Here is a 13241-nt window from a genome sequence, read left to right as displayed (position 1 = left end):
GGGGGCGCATGATCCGGGTACTGATTGTTGATGACTCCGCCCTCATCCGCCGGATGCTCACCGAGCTGTTCGCCGGTGTCGACGACATCGAGGTGGTGGGCACGGCGCGGGATCCCTACGACGCCCGCGAGAAGATCAAGCAGCTCAACCCCGACGTCCTGACCCTGGATGTCGAGATGCCGCGCATGGACGGCATCACCTTCCTGCGCAACCTGATGCGGTTGCGCCCGATGCCGGTGGTCATGGTCTCTTCGCTGACCGAGGAGGGCGCCGAGGAGACCCTTGAGGCGCTGGCACTCGGCGCCGTCGACTTCGTAACCAAGCCGCGCACCGATGTCAGCCACACCTTGGACGCGTATGCCGAGGAGATCATTGCCAAGGTGCGTACCGCCGCGCGGGCCCGGGTGCGGCCGGGGCACAGCCAGCCCCGGGGTGCCGCGCCGCAGCCGCATCAGCGCACCACGGACAAGGTGGTGGCGATCGGTGCCTCCACCGGTGGTACGCTGGCGGTGCAGCGGCTGCTCGAGGTGATGCCGCCCAACGCCCCGGCCACCGTGATTACCCAGCACATGCCGCCCGGCTTCTCGGCGGCCTTTGCCGAACGGCTCGATCACATCTGCGCCGTCTCGGTCCACGAGGCGCGAGACGGCCAGCGTGTGCTCCCGGGGCACACCTACATCGCCCCCGGTGGCTACCACCTTGAACTCCACCGCGACGGCAGCAAGTACATCTGCCGGATCACCGAGGACGAACTGGTCAATCGTCACCGGCCCTCGGTGGACGTTCTGTTCGACTCGGTGGCCCGGGCGGCCCGGAGCAACGCCGTGGGCGTGCTGCTCACCGGCATGGGCAGTGACGGGGCCGCCGGACTGGGGCGCATGCAGGCTGCCGGGGCCGTTACCATCGCCCAGGATGAGGCGAGCAGTGTCGTCTGGGGGATGCCGGGCGCCGCCGTCAAGGCCGGCCACGCGGATCAGGTCCTGCCGCTGGAGCGGATCGCCGAGGCGATCCTGGCGGCGGTGGCGCCGCCCTCCCACCCCACCCAGGAGAGGTGACTATGGTCGAGGTTGCCGAGGATCGCGACGGCGAGTCCATCGTCTACCACCCGAAGACGGCGTGGCTGCGCCACTACGGTGCGCCCTCCGCGCTAACCGTGGCAGCCATGGCGATCGCCTACGCCTGGCCGGCCACGGGGCCGCTGGCGGTGCTGCTCGGCGCCAGCGGTTGGGCCGTGGTCGGCTACCTGCGCCGACGCGAGACGGGCTGGAACGAGGCGACGGATACCGTGGAGGATCTGGAGGACGCCCTGCGCGATCTGCTCTACGACATCGACGACAGCCTCAACGCCGAGTTCCGTACGGTGAACAGCGACCTGGAGCAGATCCGCGGGCTGGTCGGCGATGCCGTGCAGTCGCTGAACCAGAGCTTCAACGGCATGGATCAGGCCACCGATGAGCAGGAGCGCCTTGCCCGGGCCGTGATCGAGCAGACCGGCGGGGACTCCGCGGTGGAGCAGTTCGGTATCTCCGAGTTTGTCCGCGAGACCGAGAGCTTCCTGAACAACTACGTCGACATGATCGTCGACATGAGCCGGCGCAGCGTGAAGACCGTCGAGCGCATCGACGACATGGTCGCGCAGATGGGGCGGATCCACGAGCTGCTTGCCGACCTCAAAGGGATCGCCAGCCAGACCGACCTGCTCGCCCTCAATGCCAGCATCGAGGCGGCCCGGGCCGGGGAGTCCGGTCGCGGCTTCGCGGTGGTCGCCGAGGAGGTGCGCAAGCTCTCCGAGAAGGCGAATCAGTTCAACGAGCAGATCGGCGAGGAGGTCAAGACGATCACCAAGCTGGTGGAGGAAGCCCGCACCGAGGTCGGCGAGATGGCCTCCAACGACATGAATGTGACCCTCTCCACCAAGGACCAGATCTCGGAGATGATGAAGAGCCTGCAGGATGTGGATCAGCAGGTGGAGCAGCAGGTCACGCGCATTTCCCAGGTCAGCGGGCAGATCGATCAGCATGTGGCCGACGCCGTTCGCGCGCTGCAGTTCGAGGATATTGTGACGCAGCTGGTGGATGGCTCGCGCGCCGGCGTCGAGGGGCTGGATGACTACCTCGACGGGGTACGCAATGTCCTTCAGGCCATCGCTGCCGACGACGTCCACGGCAGCCAGTACGCAGCACGCCTTCGGGAGGCCCGCGAACGGCTGGCCCAGCAGCGCCAGGAGCGTGAGGCGGCGCGGGCGAACCAGCGCAAGGTCGAGCAGCAGTCCATGGATCACGGCGACGTGGAGCTCTTCTGAGCCCCGCGGCGCCCCGCGAATTCGACACCGACAGCAAAGCAGGAGCGTAACGATGGGCATCCGAACCGAGCGCGAGGACGAGGGGCAAACCCTCGTCATGGCGATCCAGGGTTTCTTCGACTTCAGCCTGCACAAGGATTTTCGCCAGGCCTACAAGGGGGAGGAGGGCGTCCGTCGCTACGTGATCGACCTCTCTGAGACCGAATACATGGACAGCTCCGCCCTCGGCATGTTGCTGCTGCTGCGGGAGTCGGCCAGCGATCAGGGCGCCGAGGTGGTGCTGCGCAACTGCTCCCGCGAGGTGCGCAAGATCCTCGAGATCGCCAACTTCCAGCGCCTGTTCACCATCCAGGAGTAGGCCGCGTGGACGGCGCCGGGGGCGGGGAAACGGGGGGCACCATGGACAGGCTGGCCGAACAGGCGCTGCCCACTTTTCTGGTGGTTGATGACGAGCCGGTGAACACCATGCTCCTCGAGGCGATCCTCGGGGCGCGGGGCTTTCACGTGATTACGGCGGCCGATGGCGAGGAGGCGGTGGCCCGCTTCCGCGAGCAGCCGGTGGACATGATCCTCATGGACATCATGATGCCGCGGATGGACGGCTATCAGGCCACCCGGCAGATCAAGGCCATGGATACCGGGGGGTTCATCCCGGTGCTCTTCGTTACCGCCCTGACCGATGAGCAGCGGCTGGCGCAGTGTGTCGAGGCCGGCGGCGATGACTTCGTCACCAAGCCCATCAGCCGGGTGCAGCTCAACGCCAAGATCGACTCCTGGCTGCGCACCCGGGCCCTCTACCACACTGTCGTCACCCAGCGCGACGCGCTGCGCAGCCACCAGGAGCGGCTCGAGCGCGAGCAGGAGACCGCCGAGCGCATCGTCGCCCGGGCTACGGCCTCCAGTGACCTTCAGGCGCCGGGGGTGCGCTACCACTATCAGCCGGCGGCTATCCTCAGTGGCGATATCCTGCTGGCCGCCCGCCGGCCCAACGGCAATCTGCTGATCCTTATCGGGGACTTCACCGGCCACGGGATCGGCGCGGCGGTCGGTGTGCCCGGGCTGGCGGCGGTCTTCTACGACCGGGTCGGGCGGGGGGCACACCCCGCCGAGTTGCTCGACGACGTCAACGAGAAGCTCTTCCGGAGCCTGCCGGCGGATATGTTCCTCACCGCGGCGCTGCTGGAGGTGGACTGCCACAATCGCCGGCTCGGCGTGTGGAACGCCGGCATGCCGCCGGTTTGGGTCCTGCGCGGCGGTGAGGTGGTGCAGCGCTTCCCGTCGGTGGACCTGCCCCTGGGGGTGATCCGCGATACCGCGCCGGGGCGCCGGCAGCTGGCCTACCTGGAACTGACCTCCGGGCTCCACGCCTACGCCTGCTCGGACGGCATCGTTGAGGCCACCGATGCCGGCGGGCGGCTCTTCGGCAACGAGCGCATCGAGGCAGCGCTTTGCAGTGGGGATCCCGCTGCCGGATTCGGCGCCTTGCTGGAAGCTGTCGGAGCCTTCCGGGCCGGGGACGAGCAGGGCGACGATACCACCCTGGTCTCCGTGGACTTGGACCGGCTGCTGGCCGAGGGGGCGATGGGCGGCTACGGGGCGGCCGCCGCCGAGAACTGGTACAGCGAGTTGGTCCTGGACGCCGCGACCCTGGCCCACGTCAATCCGGTGCCGCCGATCATGAATCTGCTCGCCGAACTCGGGGCGCTGGAGGAGGACCGGCAGAGCCTCTACGTGGTCATCGCCGAGCTCTTCACCAACGCCCTGGAGCACGGCGTGCTCGGGCTCGACTCGGCGCTCAAGAGAGACCCGGATGGCTTCGAGGCCTATTACCAGCAGCGCGCCAGGGCGCTGGAGGCGCTGGGAGAGGGCGAGATCCGCCTGCGCGTGCAGTGCGACGCCGCCGACGGCAGCGGATACGGGATCGAGATCGAGGTGGAGGATTCCGGCGAGGGGTTCGACTACCGGCGCATTCTGGAAGGCGGCGGCGGCCACGGGGCGCCCATCGGTGCGGGCCGGGGCATCCTGCTGGTGCGCTCACTGTGTGACGAACTGAGCTACTTCCCGCCCGGCAACCGGGTGCGGGTGCGGTATACGCCGGGGGGGCGCCCGCGCCCCTCGCGGCCCGATTCGTAGTAGCATCGGGCGCCATGCGCTTGCGTCTTCCCCAACCCTCGGTGCGCTGGTGGCCGGGGTATCGCCCCTTCCTGCTCGCGCTGCTGCTGCTCAGCGGCCTGGCGGTGGCCGTGTGGGGGCCCTGGGATGCCGAGGACGTTGTCGCCTGGGGCGAGCTCCTGGTCGAACGTCCCTGGTTGCTGCTGGTGGTCGTCGTGCTGCAGGCGGCGCTGTTCACCCTGGCGTTGCCGGGCAGCCTCTTCCTCTGGGTCGTCGCCCCGTTCTACCCGCCTTGGATGTCCACGCTCACGCTGGTGGCGGGCAGTACCCTGGGCGCCCTGGGGGCGTACGGGGTGGCGTGGTTGCTGGGCCGTGATGCGGTGCCGGCGGACAGCCGCTGGATCCGGGTGCTCCGGGGCAACAGCGATTTCCTCAGCCAGTGCGCCATCCGGGCCCTGCCCGGCTTTCCGCACCCGCCGCTGAACTACGGGGCCGGCTGGCTGGGGTTGCCGTTGAAGACCTTCGTCGTCGCCACGGTGGTTGGGCTGGGGATCAAGTGGGGGGTCTTCTCGCTGGCGATCTACAGCGCGGTCGAGGCAGCCGCCCGGGGCGGGGAGATCGATACCCGGGCCGTGGTGGTCCTGCTCGGGGTGGCCGTGCTGTTCGTCGCGGGGGCCTTCCTGCGGCGACGCCTGACCGGGCGCGGGAAGGACGCCTGAATACGCGGCGCCGCGGGTTGATCAGACTGCTCGATGCCCGAGCGGCCATAACGGCTATAGTGTCCCCCGGGCGGGCTCCCGATAGCGGCGGGCGGAGACAACCCAGAATCCGCGGGATTGATGCCGTGCCCCTCGGCCCCCCATGATGGATTTGTACGCCCTGGCACAAAGCGCAGGGACGTCACGACCGCGCGAAGGAAAGGAGAGATCCTGATGGCCTATCAACTCCCCGATCTGCCCTACGACTACGGCGATCTGGAGCGCTCCATCGACGCCCAGACGATGGAAATCCACCACACCAAGCACCACAACACCTACGTTACCAAGCTCAACGATGCCGTCTCGGGGACGGAGCACGAGGGGCAGCGGCTGGAGGATCTGCTTGCGCGCGTCTCGAGCCTGCCTCTGGCGATCCGCAACAACGGGGGCGGACACTGGAACCACGACCTGTTCTGGCGGGTGATGTCGCCCAACGGCGGCGGCAAGCCGTCGGGGGATCTGGCCACGGCCATCGACTCGGCCTTCGGCTCCTTCGATCAGTTCCGCGAGCAGTTCACGCAAGCCGCGCTGGGGCGTTTCGGCTCCGGCTGGGCGTGGCTGATCCAGACCTCGCGAGGGCTGGAGATCACCGATACCCCCAATCAGGACAACCCGCTCATGGACGTGGCGCCCAAACAGGGTACGCCGCTGCTCGGCCTGGATGTCTGGGAGCACGCCTACTACCTGCGCTACCAGAACCGGCGGCCGGACTACGTCGAGGCGTGGTGGGATGTCGTGAACTGGGATGAGGTCGCCTCGCGGTTCCAGGCGACGTAATGCTCTTGAGGGGGGCAGGGGTAGGGGGTAGCGTTCGCGGCCTGCCAGGCGGTGCGTGATGCCCCGGGACCCCGTCCCTGATTCCCAGAGCTTGCAGTGGGCAGGCCCCCTCGCCCGTCTCGGCGGGCGAGGGGTCTTGACGGGCGGTTCCCCTCAGTCCTCGGGGTCGTAGCCGAGGTTCGGCCCCAGCCAGCGTTCCGCCTCCTTGCGGGACATCCCCTTACGCTCGGCGTAATCCTCCACCTGGTCCTGGAAAATCTTCCCGACGCCGAAGTACTTGGCCTCCGGGTGGCCGAAGTACCAACCGGACACGGCAGCGGTGGGGACCATGGCCTTGGACTCGGTCAGGCTCAGGCCGATGTTCTCCTCGACGTTAAGGATCTCCCAGAGGCGGTCCTTCTCGGTGTGGTCGGGGCAGGCCGGGTAGCCCGGTGCCGGGCGGATGCCCTGGTACCGCTCCTTGATCATGTCCTCGTTGGACAGGTTCTCGTCGGCGGCGTAGCCCCAGAACTCCTTGCGCACCCGCTCGTGCAGGCGCTCAGCGAACGCCTCGGCCAGGCGGTCGGCCAGGGCCTTGAGCATGATGGCGCTGTAGTCGTCACCGGCGGCCTCGAAGCGCTGGATGTGCTCGTCGATGCCGATCCCGGCGGTGACCGCGAAGGCGCCCATCCAGTCCGGCACGCCGCTTTCCTTGGGCGCGATGAAGTCGGCCAGGGACTGGTGCGGCTTGCCCTCACCCTTCTCGGTTTGCTGGCGCAGATGACACAGCGTGGCCAGCACCTCGCTGCGTGCCTCGTCGGCGTAAACCTCGGTATCCTCGCCAGTGCTGTTCGCCGGGAAGAGGCCGAACACAGCGCGGGCGGTCAGCCACTTCTCGTCGATGATCCGCCGCAGCATCGCCTGGGCGTCGTCGAAGAGCTTGCGCGCCTCCTCGCCCTGCTTCTCGTCATCGAGGATCTTCGGATACTGGCCCCGCATCTGCCAGGCGGCGAAGAACGGCGTCCAGTCGATCCGCTCGACCAGATCCTCCAGCGGGTAGTCGTCCAGTACCTGGACTCCCGGCTTCTCGGGCTCCTGAGGCCGGTGGGTCGACCAGTCGATGGGCGTGGCGTTCTTCTTGGCCTGCTCGAAGGAGACCCACTTGGTCTTCTGCTGCCGGGCCTCGTGCTGTTCGCGCACCTGTTGATACTCAGCGGCCAGCTCCTGCTTGTACGGCTCGGCCTGGGTTTCGCTGACCAGCTTGGAGGCCACGCCAACGGCGCGCGAGGCGTCCTTGACGTAGATGCTGGGCGCCGAGTAGTTGGGCGCGATCTTCACGGCGGTGTGCACCCGTGAGGTGGTGGCACCGCCGATGAGCAGCGGGCAGGTGAAGCCCTGGCGCTCCATCTCCTGGGCCACGCCGATCATCTCGTCGAGCGACGGCGTGATCAGCCCGGAGAGGCCGATGATGTCGGCGTTGACCTCCTTGGCCTTCTGCAGGATGGTCTCCGTGGGGACCATGACGCCGATGTCGTGGACCTCGAAGTTGTTGCACTGCAGGACCACCGCCACGATGTTCTTGCCGATGTCGTGGACGTCGCCCTTGACGGTGGCGATCAGCACCCGGCCGGCGGGCTCATCGTCACCGGACTTCTCGGCCTCGATGTAGGGAAGGAGGTGGCTCACCGCCTGCTTCATCACGCGGGCGGACTTGACCACCTGGGGCAGGAACATCTTGCCCTCGCCGAAGAGGTCGCCGACGGTGTTCATACCGTCCATCAGCGGTCCCTCGATCACCTGGATCGGGCGCTCGTGCCGCTGCCGCGCCTCCTCGACGTCCACGTCGATGTAGTCGGTGATGCCCTTGATCAGGGCGTGCTCGAGGCGCTTCTCCACCGGCTCCTCGCGCCAGGAGAGGTCCTCCTCCTTCTTCTTGCCGCCCTGGCCCTTGTAGCGGTCGGCCAGCTCCAGCAGGCGGTCCGTGGCGTCGTCGCGGCGGTTGAGGATGACGTCCTCGCAGAGCTCGCGCAGCTCCTTGTCGATCTCGTCGTAGACCTCGATCTGGCCGGCGTTGACGATGGCCATGTCCAGTCCCGCCTTGATGGCGTGGTAGAGGAAGACCGAGTGCATGGCCTCGCGGACCGGCTCGTTGCCGCGGAACGAGAAGGAGAGGTTGGACAGGCCGCCGGAGATCTTGGCGTGGGGCAGGTTCTCCTTGACCCAGCGGGTCGCCTCGATGAAGTCGACGGCGTAGTTGTTGTGCTCCTCGATGCCGGTGGCCACGGCGAAGATGTTCAGGTCGAAGACGATGTCCGCGGGCTCGAAGCCGTCATTGACCAGCGTGTTGTACGCCCGCTCGGCGATCTCCAGGCGCCGCTCGTAGGTGTCGGCCTGCCCCTTCTCGTCGAAGCACATGACCACGGCGGCGGCGCCGTAGCGCTTGAGCTTGCGGGCCTGCTGCAGGAAGGCTTCCTCGCCCTCCTTGAGGGAAATGGAGTTGACCAGGCCCTTGCCCTGGATGCGCTTGAGTCCCTCCTCCATGATGTCCCACTTCGAGGAGTCGATCATGATCGGCACCCGGGAGATGTCCGGTTCGGACCCGACCAGGTTGAGGAAGTCGATCATCGCATCCTTGGAGTCGAGCATGCCCTCGTCCATGTTGATGTCGATGATCTGGGCGCCGTTCTCCACCTGCTCCTTGGCCACCTCCAGGGCGGTCTCGTAGTCGCCCTCCTTGATCAGGCGGCGGAAGCGGGCCGAGCCGGTGACGTTGGCGCGCTCGCCGATGTTCACGAACAGCGAGTCGTTGCCGATGTTGCACGGCTCGAGCCCGGACAGGCGCATGACGTCGGGCGCCGCTTCCGGTACCTGACGCGGGGCGAAATCCTTGACCTGCTCGCGGATGGCGGCGATGTGCGCCGGCGATGTGCCGCAGCAGCCGCCGATGATGTTGATCAGCCCCTCCTCGGCGAAGGTGCGCACGATCTTCGCCATCTCCTCGGGGCTTTGGTCGTACTCGCCGAACTCGTTGGGCAGGCCCGCGTTGGGGTGCGTCGAGATGTGCGTGTCGGCGATCTTCGACAGTTCCTGCAGGTGCGGGCGCAGGTCCTCGGCGCCGAGGGCGCAGTTCAGGCCGACGGAGATCGGCCGGGCGTGGCGCACCGAGTTCCAGAAGGCCGCCGCGGTCTGGCCCGACAGGGTCCGGCCGGAAGCGTCGGTAATGGTGCCGGAGATCATCACCGGCAGGCGCCGGCCCGATTCCTCAAAGACCTCCTCGAGGGCGTAGATGGCCGCCTTGGCGTTGAGGGTGTCGAAGACTGTCTCGATCAGGATCAGATCGGCGCCGCCTTCGAGGAGGCCCCGGGCCTGCTGCGCGTAGGCTTCGAACAGCTGGTCGAAGGTGATGTCGCGATAGCCGGGATTGTTGACGTCCGGGGAGATGGAGGCCGTCTTGCCGGTCGGGCCCATGGTGCCGGCGACGAAACGCGGGATGCCGGTCTCCTGCTCGACTTCGTCGCAGACGGCGCGGGCGAGCCGGGCCGCCTCGATGTTCAGCTCGTCGACCAGATGCTCGGCGCCGTAGTCGGCCTGGGAGAGAACCTGGGAGTTGAACGTGTTGGTCTCGACGATGTCCACACCGGCGTCGAGGTTCTGCCGCGTGATGTCGCGGATGATATCGGGCCGGGTGAGGACCAGCAGGTCGTTGTTGCCCTTGAGTTCCGAGGGGTGATCAGTGAAACGCTCGCCGCGGAAGTCGGCCTCCTCGAGCGGGTACTTCTGGATCTCGGTGCCCATCCCGCAGTCGAGGATCAGGATGCGCTGGGCGAGCTGGTCGCGAAGCTGTTGGCTACGATCGGTCATGGTCTAACGGTTCGCTCTGTGGCTCACGGGTTCTTCAGGCGCCCGCGCGCTATGCCGCCGCGAGGCTGCAGCCCGGATACGGCTTGCGTGGGAAGACGGAGAAGAGGGCGCGCACTCGCGCGGCCCGGCGCGGGGATGGGTGCCTGGTTGGATAATCGTTATCACGCCAGTATCTCAACCGCCGCCGCGGATTTCAACGTCGCCGCGGCGGAGGCCGTCCGCCAGGGCGCCGAGGCATAAGCTTAGCGCCGCCGGTTGCTTGATTCCCCGCAATGGCGATGCCACTTTTAATGAGCGCACGCGCGCCCGCGAGCCGGTAACGGCGGGGGCGCCCGATCCGGAACGTGGCAAAGGAGTCATCCGCGGTGAAACTTGAGACCCAGGCCGTCCATGCCGGCTACACCCCCGATCCGACCACCCGGGCGGTGGCGGTGCCCATCTACCAGACCACCTCCTACGCCTTCGATGACACGCAGCACGGGGCGGATCTCTTCGACCTGAAGGTGGAAGGGAACATCTACACGCGGATCATGAATCCGACCAACGCCGTGCTCGAGCAGCGGGTGGCGGCTATGGAAGGGGGCATCGGCGGCCTGGCGGTGGCCTCCGGCATGGCGGCGATCACCTACGCCATCCAGGCGATTACCCGCGCCGGCGATAACATCGTCTCCACCTCGCGGCTCTACGGCGGTACGTACAACCTCTTCGCCCACTCGTTGCCCATCCACGGCATCGAGGTGCGCTTCGCCGCCCAGGACGATTACGAGCGGATGGAGGCGCAGATCGACGAGCGGACGAAGGCGCTGTTCTGCGAGAGCGTCGGCAACCCCTCCGGTGAAGTGGTCGATGTCGAGCGGCTGGCCGCGATCGCCCACCGCCACGGCATCCCGCTGATGGTCGACAATACCGTGCCGACGCCCTACCTGTGGCGGCCCATCGATAACGGGGCGGATATCGTCATCCACTCCCTGACCAAGTACATGGGCGGTCACGGCACTACGGTGGGCGGGGTGATCGTCGACTCCGGCCGCTTCCCCTGGGCTAAGCACGGCGACCGGTTCCCGATGATGGTCGAGCCGGACCCCTCCTACCACGGCGTCGTCTACACCGAGGACATGGGCGAGGCGGCTTACATCACCCGCTGCCGGGTGGTGCCGCTGCGCAATATGGGTGCGGCGCTGTCGCCGTTCAACGCCTTCCAGCTGCTGCAGGGGATCGAGACCCTGCCGGTGCGCATGGACCGGCACTGCGGAAATGCCCAGCGCGTGGCCGAGTACCTGCAGTCCCATCCGCGGGTGAGCTGGGTGAAGTTCGCCGGCCTGGAGGACAGCCCGTACAAGCCGCTGGCCGATCGCTACATGGGCGGACGGGCGGCCAGCATCCTGAGCTTCGGGGTGAAGGGCGGCTTCGAGGCGGGGGCGCAGTTCATCGATGCGCTGCAGCTGATCACGCGGCTGGTGAACATCGGCGATGCCAAGTCCCTGGCCTGCCATCCGGCGAGCACCACCCACCGCCAGCTCAATGAGGAGGAGCTGGAGAGCGCCGGGGTGTCGCGGGATCTGGTCCGGCTGTCCATCGGCCTGGAGCACGTCGACGACATCCTCGCCGACATCGATCAGGCCTTGAAACAGTAGTCAGCGTTCAGCGGGTCGGGCTCAGAAGGAGGGTTTCAGGGGCAGGCTCCCGGTTGTAGCGGGGCTGGTGGCAGCGAGGCCCGCCGCCACCAGCCTGTCGCCAGATCCCTCAGCCCGTACCCAGACGCTTGTACTTGATGCGGTGGGGCTGGGCGGCCTCCTCGCCGAGGCGCTTCTTGCGGTCCGCCTCGTAGTCCTGGTAATTGCCCTCGATGAAGACCGTCCGGCTCTCACCCTCGAAGGCCAGGATGTGGGTGGCGATCCGGTCCAGGAACCAGCGGTCGTGGGAGATCACCAGGGCGCAGCCGGGGAAGGTGAGCAGCGCATCCTCGAGGGCCCGCAGGGTCTCCACGTCCAGATCGTTGGTCGGCTCGTCGAGGAGTAGGGTGTTGCCGCCGCTCTGCAGCAGCTTGGCCAGGTGCACCCGGTTGCGCTCGCCGCCGGAGAGGTCGCCGACGCGCTTTTGCTGCTCGGAGCCGCGGAAGTTGAACTTGCCCACGTAGGCCCGGGATGGGGTCTCGTAGTTGCCCACCCGGATGTAGTCGTGGCCGCCGGAGATCTCCTGCCAGACGGTGTTCTCCGGGTTGAGCGCGTCCCGGCTCTGGTCCACGTAGGCGAGCTCCACCGTATCGCCGACCTCGATGGAGCCGGCGTCGGGCTGCTCCTCGCCGGTGATCATGCGAAAGAGCGTGGTCTTGCCGGCGCCGTTGGGGCCGACCAGGCCGACGATGGCCCCCGGCGGGATGATGCAGCTCAGGTCCTCGTAAAGCAGCTCGCCGCGGAAGGCCTTCTGCACCCCGTCGGCGATGATCACCTTGTCGCCCAGGCGCGGCCCCGGCGGGATGTAGAGCTGCTGGGTCTCGTTGCGCTTCTGGAACTCCTGGGACTGCAGCTCCTCGAACTGCTTGATGCGCGCCTTGTTCTTGGCCTGGCGGCCCTTGGGGTTCTGCTGGACCCACTCGCGCTCCTGCTGGATCGCCTTGCGCTGGGCCTGCTCCTCGCGGGCTTCCTGCTGTAGCCGCTTCTCCTTGTACTCGAGCCACGCGGAGTAGTTGCCCTGAAAGGGGATGCCCTCGCCGCGGTCGAGCTCGAGGATCCAGCCGGCCACGTTGTCCAGGAAGTAGCGGTCGTGGGTCACCGCCACCACGGTGCCGGGGAACTCGTGGAGGAAGCGCTCCAGCCACGCCACGCTCTCGGCGTCCAAGTGGTTGGTGGGCTCATCGAGCAGAAGCATGTCCGGCGCCGAGAGCAGCAGCTTGCACAGGGCCACCCGGCGGCGCTCGCCACCGGAGAGATTGGCCACGGAGGCGTCCCACGGCGGCAGGCGCAGGGCGTCGGCCGCCTGCTCCAGCTTGCGGTCCAGGTCCCAGGCGCCGGCGGCCTCGATCTGGTCCTGCAGCTTGGATTGCTCGGCGATCAGGGCGTCGAAGTCGGCTTCCGGATCGGCGAACTGCGCGGAGACCTCGTTGAAGCGATCCACCAGGGCCTTGGTCTCGGCTACGCCTTCCTCGACGTTGCCGCGCACGTCCTTGTCGTCATTGAGCCTCGGTTCCTGGGGCAGGTAGCCGATCTTGATGCCAGGCTGCGGCCGCGCCTCGCCGTCGAACTCCTGGTCCTCGCCGGCCATGATGCGCAGCAGGCTCGACTTGCCCGCCCCGTTGAGCCCGAGAACGCCGATCTTGGCGCCCGGGAAGAAGGATAGCGAGATGTCCTTGAGGATCTGTCGTTTGGGGGGTACCACCTTGGATACCCGGTTCATGGTAAAGACGTACTGGGCCATAGCTCCGCCGCGTTAACGAACAGGGGTGGATGATCCGT

The 13241-nt window shown here is 67.4% G+C and carries 9 protein-coding genes; 7 read left to right on the top strand and 2 right to left on the bottom strand.

All coding sequences use genetic code 11. The annotated features are described in order from the left end of the window. The first annotated feature begins 8 nt into the window (after positions 1-8). The 6 genes from LRF89_RS05380 to LRF89_RS05355 all read left to right on the top strand — a co-directional run bounded on the left by LRF89_RS05380 (position 9) and on the right by LRF89_RS05355 (position 5949). Positions 9-1055, top strand: a complete 1047-nt coding sequence (locus tag LRF89_RS05380; protein WP_201242334.1) for a protein-glutamate methylesterase/protein-glutamine glutaminase — start codon at positions 9-11, stop codon at positions 1053-1055. Positions 1056-1057: 2 nt separating this feature from the next. After that, a complete protein-coding gene (locus LRF89_RS05375) occupies positions 1058-2302 on the top strand; it encodes a methyl-accepting chemotaxis protein (RefSeq protein WP_201172813.1) in 1245 nt (414 codons plus the stop codon). Between the two features lie 52 nt (positions 2303-2354). Then, positions 2355-2660, top strand: coding sequence for an STAS domain-containing protein (locus LRF89_RS05370; protein ID WP_201172810.1), 306 nt, complete (start codon positions 2355-2357; stop codon positions 2658-2660). Between the two features lie 41 nt (positions 2661-2701). Continuing rightward, positions 2702-4435 (top strand): ATP-binding SpoIIE family protein phosphatase, encoded by a 1734-nt coding sequence (locus tag LRF89_RS05365; protein ID WP_238636697.1) that lies wholly within the window; start codon positions 2702-2704, stop codon positions 4433-4435. A gap of 14 nt (positions 4436-4449) precedes the next feature. Further along, a complete protein-coding gene (locus tag LRF89_RS05360) occupies positions 4450-5133 on the top strand; it encodes a TVP38/TMEM64 family protein (RefSeq protein ID WP_201172806.1) in 684 nt (227 codons plus the stop codon). A gap of 213 nt (positions 5134-5346) precedes the next feature. After that, positions 5347-5949, top strand: a complete 603-nt coding sequence (locus LRF89_RS05355; RefSeq protein ID WP_201172804.1) for a superoxide dismutase — start codon at positions 5347-5349, stop codon at positions 5947-5949. 153 nt (positions 5950-6102) lie between these two features. On the opposite strand, the gene metH is transcribed toward LRF89_RS05355, so the two are convergent. Continuing rightward, positions 6103-9789, bottom strand: coding sequence for a methionine synthase (gene metH / locus LRF89_RS05350; protein ID WP_238636696.1), 3687 nt, complete (start codon positions 9787-9789; stop codon positions 6103-6105). A 365-nt stretch (positions 9790-10154) separates the two neighbouring features. Between metH and LRF89_RS05345 the strand changes: the two genes are divergently transcribed. Then, entirely contained in the window at positions 10155-11423 is a 1269-nt protein-coding gene (locus tag LRF89_RS05345) for an O-acetylhomoserine aminocarboxypropyltransferase/cysteine synthase family protein (RefSeq protein ID WP_238636695.1), read from the top strand. 109 nt (positions 11424-11532) lie between these two features. Here LRF89_RS05345 and ettA read toward each other — a convergent pair whose 3' ends face one another. Then, positions 11533-13203, bottom strand: coding sequence for an energy-dependent translational throttle protein EttA (ettA, locus tag LRF89_RS05340; RefSeq protein WP_201172781.1), 1671 nt, complete (start codon positions 13201-13203; stop codon positions 11533-11535). Between the last annotated feature and the right edge of the window lie 38 nt (positions 13204-13241).

Source organism: Halorhodospira sp. 9621, assembly GCF_022228055.1.
In the GTDB taxonomy this organism is placed as follows: domain Bacteria; phylum Pseudomonadota; class Gammaproteobacteria; order Nitrococcales; family Halorhodospiraceae; genus Halorhodospira; species Halorhodospira halophila_A.
The sequence above is the reverse complement of the archived record's forward strand: the minus strand, read 5'-3'. Positions and strand labels throughout refer to the sequence as shown.

Excerpts from the sequence above, each read along its gene's own strand:
- LRF89_RS05355 (WP_201172804.1), top strand. The coding sequence starts at position 5,347 with ATGGCCTATCAACTCCCCGATCTGCCCTACGACTACGGCGATCTGGAG.
- LRF89_RS05360 (WP_201172806.1), top strand. The coding sequence starts at position 4,450 with ATGCGCTTGCGTCTTCCCCAACCCTCGGTGCGCTGGTGGCCGGGGTAT.
- ettA (WP_201172781.1), bottom strand. The coding sequence starts at position 13,203 with ATGGCCCAGTACGTCTTTACCATGAACCGGGTATCCAAGGTGGTACCC.
- LRF89_RS05370 (WP_201172810.1), top strand. The coding sequence starts at position 2,355 with ATGGGCATCCGAACCGAGCGCGAGGACGAGGGGCAAACCCTCGTCATG.
- metH (WP_238636696.1), bottom strand. The coding sequence starts at position 9,789 with ATGACCGATCGTAGCCAACAGCTTCGCGACCAGCTCGCCCAGCGCATC.
- LRF89_RS05375 (WP_201172813.1), top strand. The coding sequence starts at position 1,058 with ATGGTCGAGGTTGCCGAGGATCGCGACGGCGAGTCCATCGTCTACCAC.
- LRF89_RS05380 (WP_201242334.1), top strand. The coding sequence starts at position 9 with ATGATCCGGGTACTGATTGTTGATGACTCCGCCCTCATCCGCCGGATG.
- LRF89_RS05365 (WP_238636697.1), top strand. The coding sequence starts at position 2,702 with ATGGACAGGCTGGCCGAACAGGCGCTGCCCACTTTTCTGGTGGTTGAT.